Genomic DNA, 18,966 nt, shown 5'->3' on the forward strand with positions numbered 1-18,966 from the left:
GCTAAATTTAGCCAGACCAAACGGTCTGGCTTTTCTTTGCCAGGCACAGATTAGATATTCTGCTGGGCGACCTGCGGTTCTTCTTCTGTCAGTAAACCTTCGTTTTGCGACAGCATCGCCGTCGCCACGCCGTTACCGAGAACGTTAATCGCCGAACGTCCCATATCGAGGAAGTGGTCAATCCCCATCAGCAGCAAAATGCCCGCAACCGGAATATTGAAGCTCGGGATCGTCGCCGCCAGAACCACCAGCGCAGAGCGTGGCACGCCTGCAATACCTTTAGAGGCCAGCATCAGCGTTAGCATCAGAACGGCAATCTCGGTGAAGCTGAGGTGGATATTGTAGGCTTGGGCGATAAACATTGAGGCGAAAGAGCAGTACACCATGGAACCCACCAGATTGAACGAGTAACCAATCGGCAGTACGAAAGAGACAATATTGCGCGAACAGCCGAATTTGGTCAGTTGTTCCAGCGTTTTTGGGTATGCCGCTTCGGAGCTGCTGGTGGTGAACGCCACTAATACGGGGTCTTTCAACATGCTCAGCAGGCGGAACACCTCTTTTTTCAGCACCATGTAGCCAATCGCTACCAGCACGCAGCAGGTCAAGAATATCGCCACGTAATAACCGCCGATAAACGACGCGTAGTTCAGCAAAATCCCCAGCCCTTCGGTGGCGATAACCGACGAGATAGCGGCAAAGATTGCCAGCGGTGCAACGTACATCACATAGCCAGTGACTTTCAGCATGATATGGGAAACTACGTCCAGCGAGGCCACCAGCGGCGCGTTGAACTTCTCGCCCAGCGACGCGCCACCAATACCGAAGAACAGCGAGAACACGACGATTTGCAGGATCTCGTTGTCCGCCATTGCGCCGACGATACTGGTTGGGATGGTGTGAGAAAGAAAACCTTTCAGCGACATACCGCTGACCGCAAGGCCAGTATCCACCGCATCTTTCGGAATCGCCAAATTCAAGCCGTGGCCTGGTTGTTGCAGGGTGACGATAAACAACCCTACCAGAATTGACAGTACCGATGAGCTGATAAACCACACCATTGCTTTACCGCCCACGCGCCCAATGGTCGAGGTTTCACCCAGTTTCATGATGCCCACGGTCAGGGTGCTAAAAACCAACGGCGCTATCACCATCTTAATGAGCCGCAGGAAGATATCGGTGAGCAGTGTGATGTTATTTGACCAGACTTCAATGGTCGTTGCTGATGCATAGGAATGGATCATTGCGCCGGTGAGAATCCCCGCCAGCATGAAAATCACGATAAAAATCGTGAGTTTATTTGCGTTTGCCACAAAAAATTACCCCGTCAGATTACGAAATTGCCCAGCGATGAAAAAATGATTTTTAGTTATGTAATGCCATCAATTCATTCATTACATAAATTGTATGAAAGTGGGGTGATTTACAACTTTTTTTTAAGTTTTATAAAAAGCGTTGTGATTCGGCGGCGTGCATTTGCGTATCGATTCAGCTCAGGCAACGGAGGCGATTTTTACTCCAGCGGTAACATAAAGTTTCTTTTTGGGATGCCGATAACAGCCCTAACAAGTCATAGAGAAGGTGCTGTATGTTAAACCGTATCCGCGTTGTCACACTGCTGATGTTGGTGCTGGTCGTCTTCGCACTTTTGCAGTTAGTCTCCGGGGGCTTTCTGTTCTCCTCGTTGCACCAAAACCAACAAAGCTTCGCTGTATCCAACACGCTTCGTACTCAACAAACGGAGCTAACCAAAGCCTGGGATCTGCTGTTGCAAACCCGCATCAATCTTAGCCGCTCGTCGGCACGAATGATGATGGACATTAACAACCAGCAGAGCAGCGCTAAAACCGAATTACTCAAAAATGCCAGAGCGACTCTGGCGCAGGCGGCCAGCCATTTCGACCGCTTTAAGCAGCTCGCGCCGCAGCCCGCGATGAGCGAGGTTAGTGCGCAAGTTGCGCAAACGTATCAGAACTACACCTCCGCGCTACAGGAGCTGATTGGCTTCCTGGAAAACGGCAACATGGACGCCTATTTTGCGCAACCGACTCAGGGAATGCAGACCGCGATGGGCGAGGCGATGACGCGTTACGCAACACAAAGCGAAGCGCTGTATCAACACGCCTTCACCACCAGTAGCCGTGACTACCAGTTTGCGCGCTGGCAATTGGTCATCATGGCGATTGTGCTGGTCGCGGTATTGGTATCGGCATGGTTTGGCATTCGCGCCATCCTGTTGAAACCATTAGCGCGGGTTATGGGGCATATCCGCCACATCGCCGCAGGCGACCTGACGCAGAGCCTGGCGCTGCGTGGGCGTAATGAAATTACTGAACTTGCCGATACCGTCAACCATATGCAAACCGCGCTAACCGGCACGGTGACGCATGTTCGGCAAGGGGCAGAGGCGATTTACCACGGCACGAGTGAAATTGTGGCGGGTAATAACGACCTTTCAGCGCGCACCGAACAGCAATCGGCATCGCTGGAAGAAACTGCCGCCAGCATGGAGCAGTTGACGGCGACGGTGAAACAGAACGCCGAAAACGCCCGTCAGGCTTCGCATCTGGCGCAAAGCGCATCGGAAACCGCCCAGCGCGGCGGCAAAGTGGTAAACGGCGTAGTCACCACCATGCATGAAATTGCCGCCAGCTCGCAGAAAATTTCCGACATTACCGGCGTTATCGACGGTATCGCTTTCCAGACCAATATTCTGGCGCTTAACGCGGCAGTGGAAGCGGCGCGCGCCGGTGAGCAAGGGCGTGGGTTTGCGGTTGTCGCCGGTGAAGTGCGTAACCTCGCCAGCCGTAGCGCCCAGGCCGCGAAGGAAATTAAAGCATTAATTGAAGACTCCGTTTCGCGCGTTGATACCGGCTCGGTGCTGGTGGAAAGCGCGGGTGAAACCATGACCGATATTGTCAATGCGGTAACACGCGTTACCGACATTATGGGGGAAATAGCCTCGGCGTCTGATGAACAAAGCCGTGGCATTGATCAGGTGGCTATCGCGGTAGCGGAAATGGACAGCGTAACGCAACAAAACGCCTCGCTGGTGGAGGAGTCGGCAACGGCCGCCGCCGCGCTGGAAGAACAAGCTGAACGTCTGAATCAGGCTGTTGCGGCATTTCGTCTTAACGTGGTTTCTGCCCCTCGGGCAGCGCAAACCTCGCCGGTATCGGTCGTCACTGCGTCGCCACGGCTGGCGGCGTCGAGCCACCGTAGCACTGATACTCATTGGGAAACCTTTTAATTTTACCTGCGGTCTTTGCCGTTTGTAGGAGTGGTGATGCTTTATCGTATTCGAATCTCTACCACCTTGTTTCTGATTTTGATCGTCTGCGGGATCTTGCAGATAGGCAGTAACGGCCTCTCTTTTTGGGCGTTTCGTGATGGGCAAAGCAACATTTACCAGGTTGACCAGAGCAGCCAGCAACTGAATACGTTAACCGAGTCTCGTGCCTCGATGCTACAGGCCAGCACGATGCTGAATAAAGCGAGCACACTCACAGCGCTGAGTTATCCGCCCAATGAAGTGCGCAGCATGATGGACGACGTGAAGCAGAGCCTTTCGCAGGGCGAGGCGCTGTTCCAGGGGTTTATGGCGCTGCCATTAATGAATGACCACGATAAAGATCTGCAAAGTGCCACGGCGAAAAGCTTTACCGCGTGGCACGACATGCTGACGCATCAAGTCTCCTGGCTGGAGAGCAACCAGTTGGCGGAATTTGTCGCCGCACCGGTGCAGGCCTCACAGGACCAATTTGACGCTGACTACCAGAAGTGGCGCAAAAATATCGACAGCTATGTCGCTGCCGCAGAGCAGGAAAGCCAGGGCGATTATCACCGCTCGACGCTGATGTTTGCTGCGATGGTGCTGATTTCCGTGCTGATTACGCTCGGTTCGCTGTGGTGGGTTCGCCACATGATAGTGAAACCGCTGGCGATTATTAGCCATCATTTTGACAGCATCGCGCACGGCAATCTGGCGCGACCGATTGCGGTGTATGGCAAAAATGAAATTAGCGCCATCTTTGCTGGCTTGCAAACGATGCAGAAATCATTACGCGAAACCGTCGGGCAGGTGCGCCAGGGCAGCTATGCGATGCATACCGGTATTTCAGAAATTGCCGCTGGCAACAATGACCTGTCGTCACGAACCGAACAACAGGCGGCATCGCTGGCGGAAACCGCTGCCAGCATGGAGCAATTAACGGCGACCGTAAGCCAGAACGCCGATAACGCACGTCAGGCTTCGCATCTGGCACACAGCGCGGCAGATACCGCCAAACAAGGCGGCGAGCAGGCGAGCCATGTGGCGCGCACCATGCAAAATATCGCCACCAGTTCTAAGAAAATCAGCGACATCATCAGCGTGATTGATGGCATCGCTTTCCAGACCAATATTCTGGCGCTGAACGCTGCCGTTGAAGCGGCGCGTGCCGGTGAGCAAGGGCGGGGGTTTGCGGTCGTGGCAGGGGAGGTGCGTAACCTGGCAAGCCGCAGCGCGCAGGCGGCGAAAGAGATAAAAGGGCTGATTGAAGAATCTGTCTCACGGGTGCAGGAGGGGTCTGCGCTGGTGGATACCGCCGCCATCACCATGTCCGAGATAGTGCAGTCGGTTACCCAGGTTAACGACATTATGGGTGAAATCGCCTCGGCGTCGGATGAACAACGTCGGGGTATTGAGCAGGTCGCACTGGCGGTGAGCCAGATGGATCAGGTTACGCAGCAGAACGCCGCGTTGGTTGAGCAAGGGGCTGCGGCAACGCAACAACTGGCAAGCCAGGCTGACCACCTTACAACGGTAGTGTCGGTATTTGAACTGGAAGAAGCCAAAGCTGCCACACCGCGTGAGCATGTGGCGCTGGCGGCCATACCCGCAGTTTCCTGAAGGATGTATACACACAATCCGTCGAGTTGCCTCACGGCGGCAAATGCGTGAATCGCGATGAGCTTACACCGCTAAGCGATTCGGGTGAACGCGTGCCGCCAACGCCGAGGCTGCTTGAAGGATAACGTGAATTAAGAAGGCGCTATGACTGTATCTCTACCAAATGGGCAATCGTTATTACTGAGCCAATTGACACAGCGCCTGACGCTCACCGACGCGCAGTTTCGTCGGATTTGTCAACTGATCTACCAACGTGCCGGGATTGTGCTGGCCGATCATAAACGTGACATGGTGTACAACCGCCTGGTACGGCGTTTGCGTGCGCTGAATCTTGAGGATTTTGGCCACTATCTCGGGTTGCTGGAAGCCAATGGCGACAGCCCAGAGTGGCAGGCGTTTATTAATTCGCTGACCACTAACCTGACGGCCTTTTTCCGTGAGGCGCACCACTTCCCGACGCTGGCGGAACATGCCGCGCGTCGGCAGGGGGAATATCGGGTGTGGAGCGCGGCGGCCTCGACGGGCGAGGAGCCTTATTCCATCGCCATTACCCTTGCCGACACGCTGGGCACTGCGCCGGGGCGCTGGAAGGTGTACGCCAGCGATATCGATACTGAAGTTTTAGAAAAAGCGCAAAGCGGTATTTACCGCATGGACGAGCTGAAAACGCTCTCCCAGCAGCAGCTACAGCGCTATTTCATGCGGGGAACCGGGCCGCATTCTGGCCTGGTGCGTGTGCGTTCTGAACTGGCGAATTACGTGGATTTCACCACGCTAAATCTGCTGAACGCTAACTACAACATCCCAGGGCCATTTGATGCAATTTTCTGCCGTAATGTGATGATTTATTTCGACAAAACGACACAGCAGGAAATTCTCAAACGTTTTGTTCCGCTGCTAAAACCGGACGGGCTGATGTTTGCTGGCCATTCGGAAAACTTTAGCCATATCGCGCGCGAATTTAGCCTGCGAGGACAAACGGTCTATGCGTTAAGTAAGGGAAGAGCATGAGTAAAATCAGGGTCTTATCCGTTGATGATTCGGCGCTGATGCGGCAAATCATGACGGAAATTATCAACAGCCACGACGACATGGAGATGGTCGCGACCGCGCCAGATCCATTGGTTGCCCGTGACCTGATCAAAAAATTTAATCCCGACGTTCTGACGCTGGACGTGGAAATGCCGAGGATGGATGGCCTTGATTTCCTTGAGAAGCTGATGCGTTTGCGGCCAATGCCGGTGGTGATGGTGTCATCACTGACCGGGAAAGGGTCTGAGGTGACGCTGCGTGCGCTGGAGCTGGGGGCGGTGGATTTCGTCACCAAACCGCAGTTGGGGATTCGTGAAGGGATGTTGGCCTATAGCGAAACTATCGCTGAAAAAGTGCGAGCGGCTTCGCGGGCGCGGATTAGTGCGCATAAACCGCTGCCAGCGCCAGTGACCCTGAAAGCCGGCCCGCTACTTAGCTCCGAAAAACTGATTGCGATTGGTGCGTCAACCGGAGGAACCGAGGCCATTCGCCATGTGCTTCAGCCGCTGCCGCTGTCTAGCCCAGCGTTGCTGATTACTCAGCATATGCCACCGGGATTTACCCGCTCGTTTGCCGAACGGCTCAATAAGCTGTGCCAGATAACGGTGAAAGAGGCGGAAGACGGCGAACGTGTGCTACCGGGCCACGCTTATATTGCGCCAGGCGACAGGCATATGGAGCTGGCGCGTAGCGGGGCGAACTATCAAATCAAAATTCACGACGGGCCGCCGGTTAATCGCCATCGCCCGTCAGTTGATGTGCTGTTTCATTCGGTCGCGAAGCACGCGGGGCGCAATGCCGTGGGGGTTATCCTCACCGGCATGGGTAACGATGGAGCGGCCGGGATGCTAGCGATGTATCAGGCGGGAGCCTGGACCATCGCGCAGAATGAAGCCAGTTGTGTGGTGTTCGGCATGCCGCGTGAGGCCATCAATAGCGGTGGCGTTAGCGAAGTGGTTTGCCTTAGCCAGGTCAGCCAGCAGATGCTGGCAAAAATCAGTGCCGGACAGGCAATACGTATTTGAATCAGGAGTATTATTTTATGGCGGATAAAGAGCTTAAGTTTTTAGTCGTGGATGACTTTTCCACCATGCGTCGAATTGTGCGCAACCTGCTAAAAGAGTTGGGGTTCAACAACGTTGAAGAAGCCGAAGATGGCGTTGATGCGTTAAACAAACTGCAAGCTGGCGGGTTTGGTTTTGTCATTTCTGACTGGAACATGCCAAATATGGATGGGCTGGAGCTGCTGAAAACAATTCGCGCCGACGGCGGCATGGCAGCCATGCCCGTTCTGATGGTTACCGCAGAAGCCAAGAAAGAGAACATTATTGCCGCTGCGCAGGCAGGTGCAAGCGGATACGTGGTTAAGCCATTTACCGCCGCGACACTCGAAGAGAAGCTGAACAAGATCTTCGAGAAACTGGGTATGTAAGGTGACTAACATGATGCAATCTTTCATTAAGCCCGGCGACGAACACTCTGCCGCAGATATTATTAGCCGCATTGGCAACCTGACCCGTATGCTGCGTGATAGCCTGCGCGAGCTGGGGTTGGATCAGGCCATTGCGGAAGCGGCAGAGGCGATCCCTGATGCCCGCGATCGTCTGGACTATGTCGTGCAGATGACGGCGCAAGCGGCAGAGCGTGCGCTCAACAGCGTTGAAGCCTCGCAGCCGCATCAGGACGAAATGGAAAAAGGGGCGAAAGCCCTAAGCCAGCGCTGGGACGCATGGTTTGAAAACCCGATAGAGCTGGCTGATGCGCGTGATTTGGTCAGTGATACACGCAAATATTTGGGCGATGTGCCGGGGCATACCAGCTTCACTAACGCGCAACTGCTTGAAATCATGATGGCGCAGGATTTCCAGGATCTTACCGGCCAGGTTATCAAACGCATGATGGATGTTATCCAGGAAATTGAGCGCCAGTTGCTGATGGTGTTGCTGGAGAATATCCCGGAGCAGGGTGCGCGCACGAAACGTGAAACCGATAGCTTACTCAATGGCCCACAGGTAGATACCTCGAAAGCCGGTGTCGTCGCCAGCCAGGATCAGGTTGATGACCTGCTCGATAGCCTCGGGTTCTGAGCCGTAGCGCTTTATTTGCAGACCCGGCAGGCGCTCGCCGCCGGGCATTCTTACACGGGATTCCATGTAGGCCTGATAAGCGCAGCGCCATCAGGCAATGACGGCAACCGTGCCGGATGGCGGCGCAAGCGCCTTATCCGGCCTACAAATCCACACAAATGTCGGCATACAAACCCACGTAGGCCTGATAAGCGCAGCGCCATCAGGCAATGGCAGCCACCGTGCCGGATGGCGGCGCAAGCGCCTTATCCGGCCTACAAATCCACACAAATGTCGGCATACAAACCCACGTAGGCCTGATAAGCGCAGCGCCATCAGGCAATGGCAGCCACCGTGCCGGATGGTGGCGTAAACGCCTTATCCGGCCTACAAATCCACACAAATGTCGGCATACAAACCCACGTAGGCCTGATAAACGTAGCGCCATCAGGCAATGGCAGCCACCGTGCCGGATGGCGGCGTAAACGCCTTATCCGGCCTACAAACCCACACAAATGTCGGCATACAAACCCACGTAGGCCTGATAAGCGCAGCGCCATCAGGCAATGGCGGCAACCGTGCCGGATGGCGGAGTAACGCCTTATCCGGCCTACAAATCCACGCAAATGTCGGCGCAAGCGTCTTATCCGGTCTACAGATATCTATCGCTCTCTTTATTTAATATCCATTTTCACGGTAACGTTGCCTTCATATTTACCGGCTGCCGGTTTTGTCTCTGTGGTGCTCACTGGGGCAGCGGTCATTTTAATCACGCCGTTGCCCTGTTCATCCAGGGTTATTGGGAAATCAAACGAACCATCCAGCACAACGGCATCATTGTTGTCGTTATACATTCTGACGCCAATATCATCGCGGCCTAACATTTTGGCAATGTAGCCGTCGTTGCCACTATTCCCGTTGTCGGCGGTTAGGGTCATTTTGATTCGCCCCTGATTTTCAGCCGCAGGGTTGTCGCAATGATAGGAGATATCAACCGCTTTAATACTATTGGCGGGCGGAACGCCGGGCGTAGTAAATGCGCTGGGGGCGAGAACTGGAAACTCAACCTCAATCTGGCTACCGGCGTTAATGGTACAACTGAGCGGGGCGCTAAGAATGCCACCGAGACGAATCTCGGAAACCTTCTCAAGTACGCTACAGCCTCTAGTACCGTCGTAATTTCCGTAGTACAGGCAGGCATAGTTCTCGACGACGGTTTGTAGCGGAATAATCTCTTCACCAAACACCGGCTTGTTAAGATAGAAATCGGCGGCGATGACATTCCACTGAAACTGGCGTTGTGTCGTACTGGCGTCGTCAGAACGGGTTTGCACGCTGCATACTGAGCTCTGCGCTTCTGTAGAGACGGCACTGGCGTCAACTATTTTCTCCATACTCATCAGTGGGGTCGGATACTGGTTAATGTAGATTATAAACAAGCCATTACCGTCCTGGCGATTGATGGCATCACTATACCCTGACAACATAACATCCAGTTTATCGGTGAGTGAACCGTATCCTGATGGCCCAGTCTGTAACGGGCTGCCAGCAGAAGCGACAACATGCACAGCGGCACGGTTACCGGTGGTTGGCATATTCGATGGGCAATTACAACTGGCGGTGATAGGGCTGCCAGCCGCGACAATATGCCCCGCATTATGATGCTTACCCGTTTGATTGTTGGCAGCGACAACTTCCTGATCAATATTGAACGTATAGATGCCCGGCGAGTGAAAGCAGTCTGTTAGCGGCGTGGCTGCGCAAGATCCCACGGCGCTAAAGAGTATCAGACCGACGATCCAGCGCGTATTGTTAAGGCTGAGCATGTTTTTTCTCCTGAAGACATTGTGCGCGCGTGTTGCGTATTCCCGTCGGGTTATTGCTATCAGTATCAGCCGCCAAAGCCAGGGTTGCGCGGCACTGCTGTTCTGGCCTATCGCCCCATTTCACCGTAATGACCATTCCATCGGCGATACCTGCCAGGTAGAGCACACCGCCTTCATCCACAATACCGGTTTGCGTTTGCCCATCGACGCTGGCGAACGCGCCAAAGGGGACGGGGCTGCCGTTCTCGCGCTGTAAGGTGACTAACACACGATATCCGACCCAGGTGCTGAAATGTGCTGTGACGGCGGCGTTGCGGGTGGGAACCACGGTGACGGCGGTGGCATTGGTATCGACATCATCCGGAAGAGTAGTGGTGTCCAGCGCAATGCGGTTTTCCTGATAGGCGGAAAGATATGGAATGATCGCGTTGCCAAAGGCGTCGGTCTGCACACCACGCTGATTCTGAAAGCGCAAGCCGGAAGCCTCATCGGTATCGACGATCGCAAATTCGCTACCTAATGGCTGAGCCAGGGTGACTCCGTGAGGATGTGCCACCACGGCGCCGCTGACGCTGTAGCTAACCTGTCGGGAATCGTCAGACGCATAATAATAGCCGCCGCTAACGTTGGCGTACTGTGAGCGGTAGGTGCTGTAAATACTGCTGTTGTCTGTGCCGCCGTGGTTGGTGTGGCTTTGCTGTAGCGAATAACTCAAGCGCTGGTCATCAAGCAATGTACCGCCCAGCCCAATGTTCTGGTTGGTATCGCCGCGTTGGCTGTTGCTGATGTTATAGTTCGCCCAGCTATTTGGCAGCCAGCGGCTCAGCGGCACACTAAAGCTAAAAGAGACTATCCGATCGCTGGCGCTATCATCATCTTTGCTGTAGGTGTAAGCCAGGTGGTAGCTGATACCGTTGACGGTAGTGCTAAAACCTGAGGACAGATTGCGTTCTTTACGCGAGGTCCCCCAGTAATCTTGCTGATAGCCGTTCAGATACAGGCTGCCGGCGAAAATAGTTTGACTGATACTGGCCTGAACGCGGTTACGTTTATTGTACTGGTAGCGCCAGTCGTCCTCGTCATCATCAATTCTCTGGTTGGCATCGGCAAAGCTGTAGTAACCGCTGGTGGAGTAACGATAGCTGGCCAGCGTGACGTTGGTGTCGGTGGTTTCAATGTTTTTACTGTACAGCAAGCGGTAAGACTGCCCGTCGTGCTGTTCACCGTTATCCAGGGTGGTTTTTGCCCAGGTGACGTCTGCCGACACTGAGCCAATAGTGCCCAGGGCGATACCAACGCCGCCAGCGCCCGCCTGATAATCTTCCGCAGCCGTTAGCCCACCAAACAACGTGAAAATATTGCTCAGGCCATAAATGGCGCTGCCCTGCGCAAACATCGGCTCTTTGTCGCCGCTGTTGTTATTGGCACGATAACGGGCGGCAGTGACTTCATATTTTACCCGACCAGGGCGTAGCATGACTGCCACGCTGGAATAGGGCTGGGTGAAGTGGCGCTCGCTGCCGTCCGCTTCTTTAATCGTCACTTCCATGTCACCGCTGTTGGAGGTAGACGAGATATCGTTAATTTCAAACGCCCCCGGTGCGACGTTGGCCTGATAAATCAGGTAGCCGTTTTGCCGCACGGAGACTTCAGCATTGCTGTTGGCGATTCCGCGAATGGTTGGCGCGAAGCCACGCTGGCTAAAGGGCAGCATATTCTCGTCGGATGCAAGGTTAACGCCCTGATATTGCACGCTGTCGAACACTTCACCCCGGGTGCTGCTTTCACCAGCGGTGAGCTGAGACTTGAGAAATTGCACGTCGTGCTGAATATACGTTTGCAGCGACTGCCAGGACTGCTCATCGTCATTTTTGTCCCAGGTGGCATAATTGCGCAGCCGCCAGCCGCCGAGGTTTAGCCCACTTTGTAGGTTCAGGTATTGGTTTCTATCCGTGTCGCCGTTGCTGGCGTCATTCTGCGAGCCAGAAAATGCATAGTTGGCAAACAGCACCGGCACGCCGTTGTCCCAACGTGAAGGATCTACCGAGCCACGGCTTTGTTTATCCAGCGCCGCCTGCGGCATACTGATGCGCAGCATCATGGCGTTAAAATCGAAGACCGCCGTGGCCGCTGTAATGTACTCCCCCAGCGCTTTGGGCAGCGGTTTATCCGTGGGTAGTGCGGCCAGTTCGCTAAAGGCCTCCACGCGCACACCCCAGTCACGCAGCATTGCGGGGGTAATTTGTGCTTGTAATTCGCCGCTGGCGTCGTTGAGGTAGCTGATATCCTGCTGTTTTAAACGCTGCTTGTTAATCATAATTGTTGAGGAGTAAGTCCCAGGGAGCTGTGCCTTACTGTTGGAAAACAACGATAGATCAACATCCTGGCGCAGCGCTGCATCGCCTTCCAACCCGGTGGGTGGAAAGTAATATTCGCGGGCGTATGGCTGGGTAGAGTACAAGAGCAGAACCGCACCCAGCGCTTGTAATAGTGGGTTGAGCCGCCAGTGTAGTTGGGGCTGTGTCAACGTTTTGACCATCCGAGTTATCCCTTCGACAGCGAGGTAGTGAAGGGTGGGGTCGCGTTGCCGTAGTCGCTAATACAGCGCCAGGTGACCGATTGCCCGTTGGCGTTGGCCGGTAGCGGGATCTCCGCGCTGCTTTTTGGTGCCACCATGTCAGCTTTTTTAAGCAGAGTGTCACCCAGTTTCACCGAGTCGAAGACGCTGTGGAAATCCCCCTCGTTGACTACGCGCAGGACGCTGCCGTTACGGCTAAAATGCAGATTTTTGCAGCTTTCGCCCGGCGACCCTGCCAGATCTTTTGGGCGAAAGAACAGTTTGAGTCGGGTTTTATAAATCAGCCGGAGGACGTTTTTGTCGATACTGCCATCTTCTTTGGCGACGGCAGGTATCGTACGGACGTTAATGTAAAACAGTGATTCTCTGTCCTGGGCGACGGCAGCGCCTGACCAGGAGATACGCAGGTCTTGTTCCTTTTGTGGGTCAAGGCGAAACAGCGGCGGGGTAATAATAAAGGGGCCACGAGTTTTCCCGTCGCCGGTGTCAGTCCATGACTGAACCAGCCATGGTAATTCGTTATCCTCGTTAGCGAGCGATAATGCGACCTCTTTTTTATTGGCATCGTAAATAATTCGCGTGCGACCAATGCGAATACCTGCTGCATCGCAGGGGGCTACGGTGCTAATGATGAGAGGCAGCAGCAAAAAAGCAGATGAAATTATTTTACGCATCGCAAATCCCTGCGAAATAGCGAAAGAACCCGTTAAACAGAGCCAGTGTGGCTGGCTCTGTTTAATATTAAATAACGATCTGTATTGTGGCGTGATTAATGGTAAACAATATTCACGGTCATATCGGCGTCTGCCGCACCCGCGCTGGTGTCATCCGCAAAGGATATATAGCGAGCATTAAAACTAGCTCGAATGGTATCACCCGTGACATCCGGCAGGTTGATATAAACCTGGTCTTCGGCGGCGTCCATCGTCAACAGCTTGTCGTCTTGACCTTCAGGCGAAATAGCAATACCTACGCCAGCAGCGACGGGTTTGGAACCTCCGGCGACGGTGGAGATCTGGCTAACATCCAGCAAGGTATTGGTTCCTGTTAACGTGTGGGGGCCTGAAAAAGTAAGCTGTACCTGTGGTAATCCGACGGTGGTCACCGGACAGTCTGCTAACGTAATAGTAAACGCTTTTAGCGGAGATTCAGTACCCACGCCGCCATCGTTAAATAACGATATTGGATAAGTACCTAGCGGCACGGTACTATCAGTCGTATTCCCAGCGCCCTGAATAACGCAGCTCGGTTCCACCAGTTCACCTGTGAAATGAATCTGACCAGCATTGTTTTCGGCAGCGAACGCACTGCTGGTTGCCAGGGTTAGAACAACAGCGTGTAACAATTTATAGCGTAACTTCATTTTAACAAACTCCATCTGTTAATAATATTATTTAATCCATTCACTACGATATTGATCGATAATTTCAATGATATTAGGATGAATATAATAATTGCTAATGATAAGCTCTGGTGTTAGATATTGTATTTCTGTATTTTGCGAATTATAAGATGATTTGTTTTTTTTATCAATAGTGCGTAAATTATATTTTTAATTGTTTGGTGCTGTTTATGTTTTCATGTTTATCAATCTGTTTTTAATATGATGCCGTGCATGTGTTTATTATAAAATAATAAATGCAAATCTTATGGCGCGTAAATGGCTCGCGTAAAATGACCTCCCCCATATATATCCCTTCACTAATAATCTGCGATAACCGGTTGCATGTCAGGGGGGCTCACCGACACGACGAACACCTCCTTTTTATGCCATAACTCGGCGGCCATTTTCTGAAATGACGCTGGGGTCACAGCGGGTTACGCCTGAGTGACAGTGCGATATATAGACTTGTCATAATAATTGCAGTTAAATGGTTATCAGTGCAATGCAATATATTATGTCAGCAGGTTATTTGTCGATGTCACGAGTATTATTGCTCGAATAACGGCGGAGGAGATATGCGAATTTTACGTGAGAGTGAATTCTTTCATTCTGAGCAACATGCGTTTTGTCTTTTTTCGATGAATAACCAATTAATGGAAGGCGTACATGGGCATGATTTTGATGAGCTGGTGATTGTTCGTAGCGGTAGCGGGTTTCATATTATTAATGATATGGTTCGCTTTATCTGTCAGGGTGACTTTTTTTTAGTAACCGCCAATGATACCCATAGTTATGTCTCTACCAATAATCTTTCGGTTATTAATATATTGATTCGCCGCCCACGCAGTTTTCATTTTTTGCAGCATATAGATAATTTGCTCGATTGTATAAAAGAAAAACTGCTACAGCCTACCGCACTGGCGTTAACACCGGGCGCGCTGGCGCGTATTGAGGTATGGAGCCAGGAGATAATCTCACGTAACGAGAGCGACTATAACGCGCTCTATTTTTCGCTGTGTGAAGTGGCTTTGCTGAGTATTATCAATACGCTCTGCCAGTGCGACTGCCAAACCGAGGCGCTTAGCGCAGACGAGCGCGGGCGAGCCAACCTGATCCGTATGCTCAAGACCAGTAGCCTGCGTCATCTGGACTGGAATGCGCTAAGTGATGATAACGGTGTCGCCAGGCGCACGATGTATCGCTTAATTAAGCGGGTGACTGGTTATACTCCGGTTAAATTCCAGATGTTGTATCGCGTATTAAAAGCTCAGGAATTACTACGTACCACAGATAAAACCGTCAGTGAAATTGCAGCGCGCTGCGGTTTTATGAATGCGATCAGGCTGACTGAATCGTACCGACGTTATTTTAATTATCCACCAACCCATGAGCGTGAACTTCATTCTCGAGTTTTAATAGCGATTTAATCGTTAGGCTAAAAGATAAATAAAAAAACTTATTATTACCATCCACAGTGACGGGGATAAACCATGTGCTTATTTCTCGCCTCACCGTCTGTGAATTTAAGGAACCGTTATGTCAGAAAATAAAACACCTAACTCCTGGTATATTGGAGTGGTGTCAGGAATGGCATCATATATTGATTCAGCGGCTATTGTTTCCAGTGGTACGGCCTTAGTTATTTATCAAAAAACAATGGGTATTACTGCACTACAAATTGGCATTTTATCTGGATTACTAACGCTGAGTATTGCCGCCGGAGCATTTGGGGGCGGTCGTCTTGGAGACCGTATAGGTCGGCGTAATGTTTTTATTATTACGATGGCGATGATTTTTATCGGCACGCTGGCGCTGGCCTTTGGTTTGAACTTCCCGTTCCTGGTGCTGGGCACGTTGTTAGTGGGGCTGGCGACAGGGGCGGATTTACCCGTCTCTCTGGCGACTATCTCCGAAGCGGCGAACGATGAAAACCGAGGCAAGATTATCGGTTTGTCTAATTTACTCTGGCTGGTGGGAATTGGCGCCACGATGGGGATCTCCGCTATCGTCGGCGACTGGGGGCAGATTGGCGCGCAAATCATGTATATGCACGTTGGGCTGGTGGCGATGGTGCTGATGATTCTGCGTTGGTCTATTCCTGAGTCCCCGTTGTGGCTGGCGGCAAAGGATGAGTTGCGTCGTGGTGTCGCCACCGTGCGGGCGCAGAAAACCGGCTGGCGCGATCTGCTCGAAGGCAAATACCTGTGGCCGTTTATCTCGCTGTGCATCTTTTATACCTTCACCAATCTGGCGGCCAATACCGGCGGACAGTTTGGGGCTTATGTAGCGGTAAATGTGGTGGGCATTTCCGTTAGCACGCACTCGCTGTGGGGGCTGTTGATCCTGCCGGTGAGCGTGGCGTCGGGGTTGATGTTTATGCGCGTCGTTGATACCTCAAAACGGATTCCTTTCTTTATTTTTGGCGCAGTGATGATGTCCGGTGGTTATTTCGTGCCGGTACTGTTGAATTTCTCGCCGCTCTCCTGGTTCTGCTGCCTGCTGTTTACCAATATCGGCACGGGATTTGCCTTCGAAGGCATCATGAAAGTGTGGGCGCAGGAGTCATTCCCCACCATGCTACGCGCTACCGCGCAAGGGGTGATTGTCGGTGTTGCCCGTCTGACCTGCGGCTTGTTGGCGTTCGTCACTCCTGTGCTGTTGAGCGCGGGGCCGGTGGTTCTTTATTGCCTGCTGACGGCGATTGTGGCGATCGGCATGGTTATCGGCTGGCTGTGCTTCCACGGCAAGCAACGTAATGAATTTAATGCAGAAACAGAAATGGTGGTGACGCCCGATAACGGACAGGCGTCGCACGACACTTTGCGGGCCAAAGCCTGAATATGAGCCACTGAGGGAAAAATTATGTTGGCAGTAGAAAAGATTACGCTCAACTATGAAACCACGCTGACGGGCTGTGAAACGCTGCCGGTTTTCGGCTGGATCATCACCAGCACCTTGCGTGACGTGCAGCAACGCAGTTGGCGTTTGCAACTGTCGGCGCAAGACGATTTTGCCCAATGCCTGTTTGACAGCGGCGAAATGCACGATGACCGCTCCAGTAATATCGAATTGCCCGCCGTCGCCTGCCAGCACTCGACGCGCTATTTTGTGCGGGTGCGCATTACCGACAACCACGGTGAAGAGAGCGGCTGGAGCCAGGCGGCAACGTTTATTACCGGCCTGCCAGCGCAAGCGTGGCAAGGGGTGTTTATCTCGGCTGAAACGCCGCAGGATAAAGACAACTCAAAAGGCACGTTGTTGCGCCATGCGTTCAGTTTGCCCGACGGTGATGACATTGTTTCAGCGGTGGTACATGCCAGCGCGCTGGGGCTGTATCAACTGTGGATTAACGGCGAAAAAGTCGGGCGCGATGAGTTGTCGCCCGGCTGGACGAGCTACCACCATCACCTGTTGTATCAAACCTGGGATGTGACCGAGCACCTGCGAGCAGGTGAAAACGTGATGGGCGCGAAGGTGGGGGCGGGTTGGTATAAAGGGGATATGAGCTTTAACCGCTATCGCAACTATTACGGCCAGCAGACGGGGTTTATTTGCCATATGGTGGTAACGCTCCGTGATGGCAGCCAGCGAATCATCGCCACGGACGCACACTGGCAGGCCAGCGATGACGCGATTCTGTTTGCTGAAATTTATGATGGCGAAGTGTATGACGCACGTCGGGAGCAGCGCGGCTGGAGCGAGCCTGCGTTTAGCGCCGGGCATTGGCGCGCGGTGACGACGCTTGCGGCAGAGACGGCGGTACTGCAACCGCAAACCGCCTGCCCGGTACAAGAAATAGAACGGCTTGCACCATGCTCAATCATCACGACACCAAAAGGCGAGACGGTGCTTGATTTCGGTCAGAACCTCAGCGGCTGGGTGGAGTTTCGGGTGCGCGGTGCGGCAGGTGAGCGCGTGGTGCTGCGTCATTTTGAAGTGCTGGATGCCGAAGGTAATGTCTATCTGGCGAACCTGCGCACCGCCAAACAGTGCATTGATTACACCTTACGTGGCGATGGCGAAGAATGTTATCACCCGCATTTTACCTTTCAGGGTTTCCGCTATGTGCTGATTGAAAGCTGGCCTGGCACGCCAACGCGGGATGATTTTGTCGCGGTCGTGCTGCATTCAGCGATGACGCCGACGGGTCACATTGAAACCTCAAACGCGGATCTCAACCAACTGCATCACAACATCATGTGGGGGCTTAAGGGCAATTTCGTCGATATCCCAACCGACTGCCCGCAGCGTGATGAACGGCTGGGATGGACGGGCGATGCGCAAATTTTCTGTCGCACCGCCAGTTACCTGATGCAGACGCGCACTTTTTTTGCCAAATGGCTGACCGATCTTCAGCATGACCAAACGCCGGAGGGCGGTGTGCCGCACGTCATCCCCGATATCCTCACCGGCAAATGCGACAACGACCGCTTTTTATCCCACGGTCGCACCCATTCCGCCGCCGCCTGGGCCGATGCGGCAGTGATTAACCCGTGGACCCTGTACCTGATGTACGGCGATAAACAGACGCTGGCCCGCCAGTACGGCAGCATGAAAGCCTGGGTGGAGTTTATGCATGACAACGCTGTTGAGAATCAGTGGTCGTGGACACTGCAGTTTGGCGATTGGGTTGCGCTGGATGCCAAAGAGGGCAGCTATTTTGGCGCCACGCCGAATGAACTGACCTGCATGGCCTACTATGCGTTGTCCACGCTGCTACTGGCGAAATCAGCCAAAGCACTGGGGAATGACGTTGACCACACTCATTATCTGGCGCTGCATACCGCGATTGTCGCAAGCTTCCGCAATGAGTTTTTTACCGCCACCGGGCGGCTGGCGGCGCGTACGCAAACGGCGCATATTCTGGCGCTTTACTTCCAGTTAGTGCCGGACGCGCACCGCGAGCGCACCGTGCAAACATAGCTGGAACTGCTGGCGGAAAATGACGGCCATCTGGTGACGGGGTTTGTCGGCACGCCGTATTTCTGTCACGCCTTGAGCGAAAACGGGCAGGCCGACGCCGCGTGGAAATTGCTGATGAAAGAGGACTTCCCAAGCTGGTTGTATCAGGTAAAAGCGGGGGCGACGACGATTTGGGAGCACTGGGATGGCGTCAAACCGGACGGCACAATGTGGAGCCCGGATATGAACTCCTTCAACCACTATGCCTACGGGGCGATCGGCGAATG

At 53.2% G+C, this 18,966-nt stretch carries 13 protein-coding genes and 2 pseudogenes; 9 read left to right on the top strand and 6 right to left on the bottom strand.

Going from position 1 to position 18,966, the window contains the following annotated elements:
* Positions 1 to 50: 50 nt before the first annotated feature.
* A complete protein-coding gene (locus AC6I4B_RS09640; RefSeq protein WP_497771275.1) occupies positions 51 to 1,313 on the bottom strand; it encodes a dicarboxylate/amino acid:cation symporter in 1,263 nt (420 codons plus the stop codon).
* 275 nt (positions 1,314 to 1,588) lie between these two features.
* Between AC6I4B_RS09640 and tar the strand changes: the two genes are divergently transcribed.
* The 6 genes from tar (at position 1,589) to cheZ (ending at position 8,010) form a co-directional block, all read left to right on the top strand.
* Positions 1,589 to 3,250, top strand: a complete 1,662-nt coding sequence (gene tar / locus AC6I4B_RS09645; protein WP_497771276.1) for a methyl-accepting chemotaxis protein II — start codon at positions 1,589 to 1,591, stop codon at positions 3,248 to 3,250.
* 36 nt (positions 3,251 to 3,286) lie between these two features.
* Positions 3,287 to 4,891: a methyl-accepting chemotaxis protein gene (locus AC6I4B_RS09650; RefSeq protein WP_497771278.1), complete on the top strand. Its 1,605-nt coding sequence runs from the start codon at positions 3,287 to 3,289 to the stop codon at positions 4,889 to 4,891.
* A gap of 144 nt (positions 4,892 to 5,035) precedes the next feature.
* Positions 5,036 to 5,902 (top strand): protein-glutamate O-methyltransferase CheR, encoded by an 867-nt coding sequence (gene cheR, locus AC6I4B_RS09655; RefSeq protein ID WP_497771279.1) that lies wholly within the window; start codon positions 5,036 to 5,038, stop codon positions 5,900 to 5,902.
* Positions 5,899 to 6,948 (top strand): protein-glutamate methylesterase/protein-glutamine glutaminase, encoded by a 1,050-nt coding sequence (locus tag AC6I4B_RS09660; RefSeq protein ID WP_497771281.1) that lies wholly within the window; start codon positions 5,899 to 5,901, stop codon positions 6,946 to 6,948. The genes cheR and AC6I4B_RS09660 overlap by 4 nt, the downstream gene beginning before the upstream one ends.
* 17 nt (positions 6,949 to 6,965) lie before the next feature.
* Positions 6,966 to 7,355 (top strand): chemotaxis response regulator CheY, encoded by a 390-nt coding sequence (gene cheY, locus AC6I4B_RS09665; protein ID WP_064544650.1) that lies wholly within the window; start codon positions 6,966 to 6,968, stop codon positions 7,353 to 7,355.
* A gap of 10 nt (positions 7,356 to 7,365) precedes the next feature.
* Positions 7,366 to 8,010 carry a protein phosphatase CheZ gene (gene cheZ, locus AC6I4B_RS09670; RefSeq protein WP_497771282.1) on the top strand — a complete coding sequence of 215 codons (645 nt, stop codon included), beginning with the start codon at positions 7,366 to 7,368 and terminating at the stop codon, positions 8,008 to 8,010.
* A gap of 426 nt (positions 8,011 to 8,436) precedes the next feature.
* Here cheZ and AC6I4B_RS09675 read toward each other — a convergent pair.
* From AC6I4B_RS09675 to AC6I4B_RS09695, 5 genes and pseudogenes are all read right to left on the bottom strand, one after another.
* Positions 8,437 to 8,556: pseudogene (locus tag AC6I4B_RS09675) on the bottom strand (hypothetical protein); the annotation flags it as partial.
* A 107-nt stretch (positions 8,557 to 8,663) separates the two neighbouring features.
* Positions 8,664 to 9,815, bottom strand: a complete 1,152-nt coding sequence (locus AC6I4B_RS09680; RefSeq protein ID WP_497771284.1) for a fimbrial protein — start codon at positions 9,813 to 9,815, stop codon at positions 8,664 to 8,666.
* Positions 9,802 to 12,354: a fimbria/pilus outer membrane usher protein gene (locus AC6I4B_RS09685; RefSeq protein WP_497771285.1), complete on the bottom strand. Its 2,553-nt coding sequence runs from the start codon at positions 12,352 to 12,354 to the stop codon at positions 9,802 to 9,804. Before AC6I4B_RS09685 ends, AC6I4B_RS09680 begins: the two co-directional genes overlap by 14 nt.
* Before the next feature lie 5 nt (positions 12,355 to 12,359).
* Positions 12,360 to 13,067 carry a fimbrial biogenesis chaperone gene (locus tag AC6I4B_RS09690; RefSeq protein ID WP_497771287.1) on the bottom strand — a complete coding sequence of 236 codons (708 nt, stop codon included), beginning with the start codon at positions 13,065 to 13,067 and terminating at the stop codon, positions 12,360 to 12,362.
* Between the two features lie 95 nt (positions 13,068 to 13,162).
* The gene (locus tag AC6I4B_RS09695) at positions 13,163 to 13,756 is read right to left on the bottom strand and encodes a fimbrial protein (protein WP_497771288.1); all 594 of its coding nucleotides are present in this window, start codon (positions 13,754 to 13,756) and stop codon (positions 13,163 to 13,165) included.
* 596 nt (positions 13,757 to 14,352) lie between these two features.
* On the opposite strand from AC6I4B_RS09695, the gene AC6I4B_RS09700 reads away from it, so the two are divergent.
* The 3 genes and pseudogenes from AC6I4B_RS09700 to AC6I4B_RS09710 all read left to right on the top strand — a co-directional run.
* Positions 14,353 to 15,204, top strand: coding sequence for a helix-turn-helix domain-containing protein (locus AC6I4B_RS09700; protein ID WP_497771290.1), 852 nt, complete (start codon positions 14,353 to 14,355; stop codon positions 15,202 to 15,204).
* Positions 15,205 to 15,313: 109 nt separating this feature from the next.
* Positions 15,314 to 16,615 carry an MFS transporter gene (locus AC6I4B_RS09705; protein WP_497771292.1) on the top strand — a complete coding sequence of 434 codons (1,302 nt, stop codon included), beginning with the start codon at positions 15,314 to 15,316 and terminating at the stop codon, positions 16,613 to 16,615.
* Between the two features lie 24 nt (positions 16,616 to 16,639).
* Positions 16,640 to 18,964, top strand: a pseudogene (locus tag AC6I4B_RS09710) (family 78 glycoside hydrolase catalytic domain); the annotation flags it as partial.
* Positions 18,965 to 18,966: the final 2 nt, after the last annotated feature.

The organism is Kluyvera fluvialis (genome assembly GCF_059725275.1).

Excerpts from the sequence above, each read along its gene's own strand:
- tar (WP_497771276.1), top strand. The coding sequence starts at position 1,589 with ATGTTAAACCGTATCCGCGTTGTCACACTGCTGATGTTGGTGCTGGTC.
- AC6I4B_RS09650 (WP_497771278.1), top strand. The coding sequence starts at position 3,287 with ATGCTTTATCGTATTCGAATCTCTACCACCTTGTTTCTGATTTTGATC.
- cheR (WP_497771279.1), top strand. The coding sequence starts at position 5,036 with ATGACTGTATCTCTACCAAATGGGCAATCGTTATTACTGAGCCAATTG.
- AC6I4B_RS09660 (WP_497771281.1), top strand. The coding sequence starts at position 5,899 with ATGAGTAAAATCAGGGTCTTATCCGTTGATGATTCGGCGCTGATGCGG.
- cheY (WP_064544650.1), top strand. The coding sequence starts at position 6,966 with ATGGCGGATAAAGAGCTTAAGTTTTTAGTCGTGGATGACTTTTCCACC.
- cheZ (WP_497771282.1), top strand. The coding sequence starts at position 7,366 with ATGATGCAATCTTTCATTAAGCCCGGCGACGAACACTCTGCCGCAGAT.
- AC6I4B_RS09680 (WP_497771284.1), bottom strand. The coding sequence starts at position 9,815 with ATGCTCAGCCTTAACAATACGCGCTGGATCGTCGGTCTGATACTCTTT.
- AC6I4B_RS09685 (WP_497771285.1), bottom strand. The coding sequence starts at position 12,354 with ATGGTCAAAACGTTGACACAGCCCCAACTACACTGGCGGCTCAACCCA.
- AC6I4B_RS09690 (WP_497771287.1), bottom strand. The coding sequence starts at position 13,067 with ATGCGTAAAATAATTTCATCTGCTTTTTTGCTGCTGCCTCTCATCATT.
- AC6I4B_RS09695 (WP_497771288.1), bottom strand. The coding sequence starts at position 13,756 with ATGAAGTTACGCTATAAATTGTTACACGCTGTTGTTCTAACCCTGGCA.
- AC6I4B_RS09700 (WP_497771290.1), top strand. The coding sequence starts at position 14,353 with ATGCGAATTTTACGTGAGAGTGAATTCTTTCATTCTGAGCAACATGCG.
- AC6I4B_RS09705 (WP_497771292.1), top strand. The coding sequence starts at position 15,314 with ATGTCAGAAAATAAAACACCTAACTCCTGGTATATTGGAGTGGTGTCA.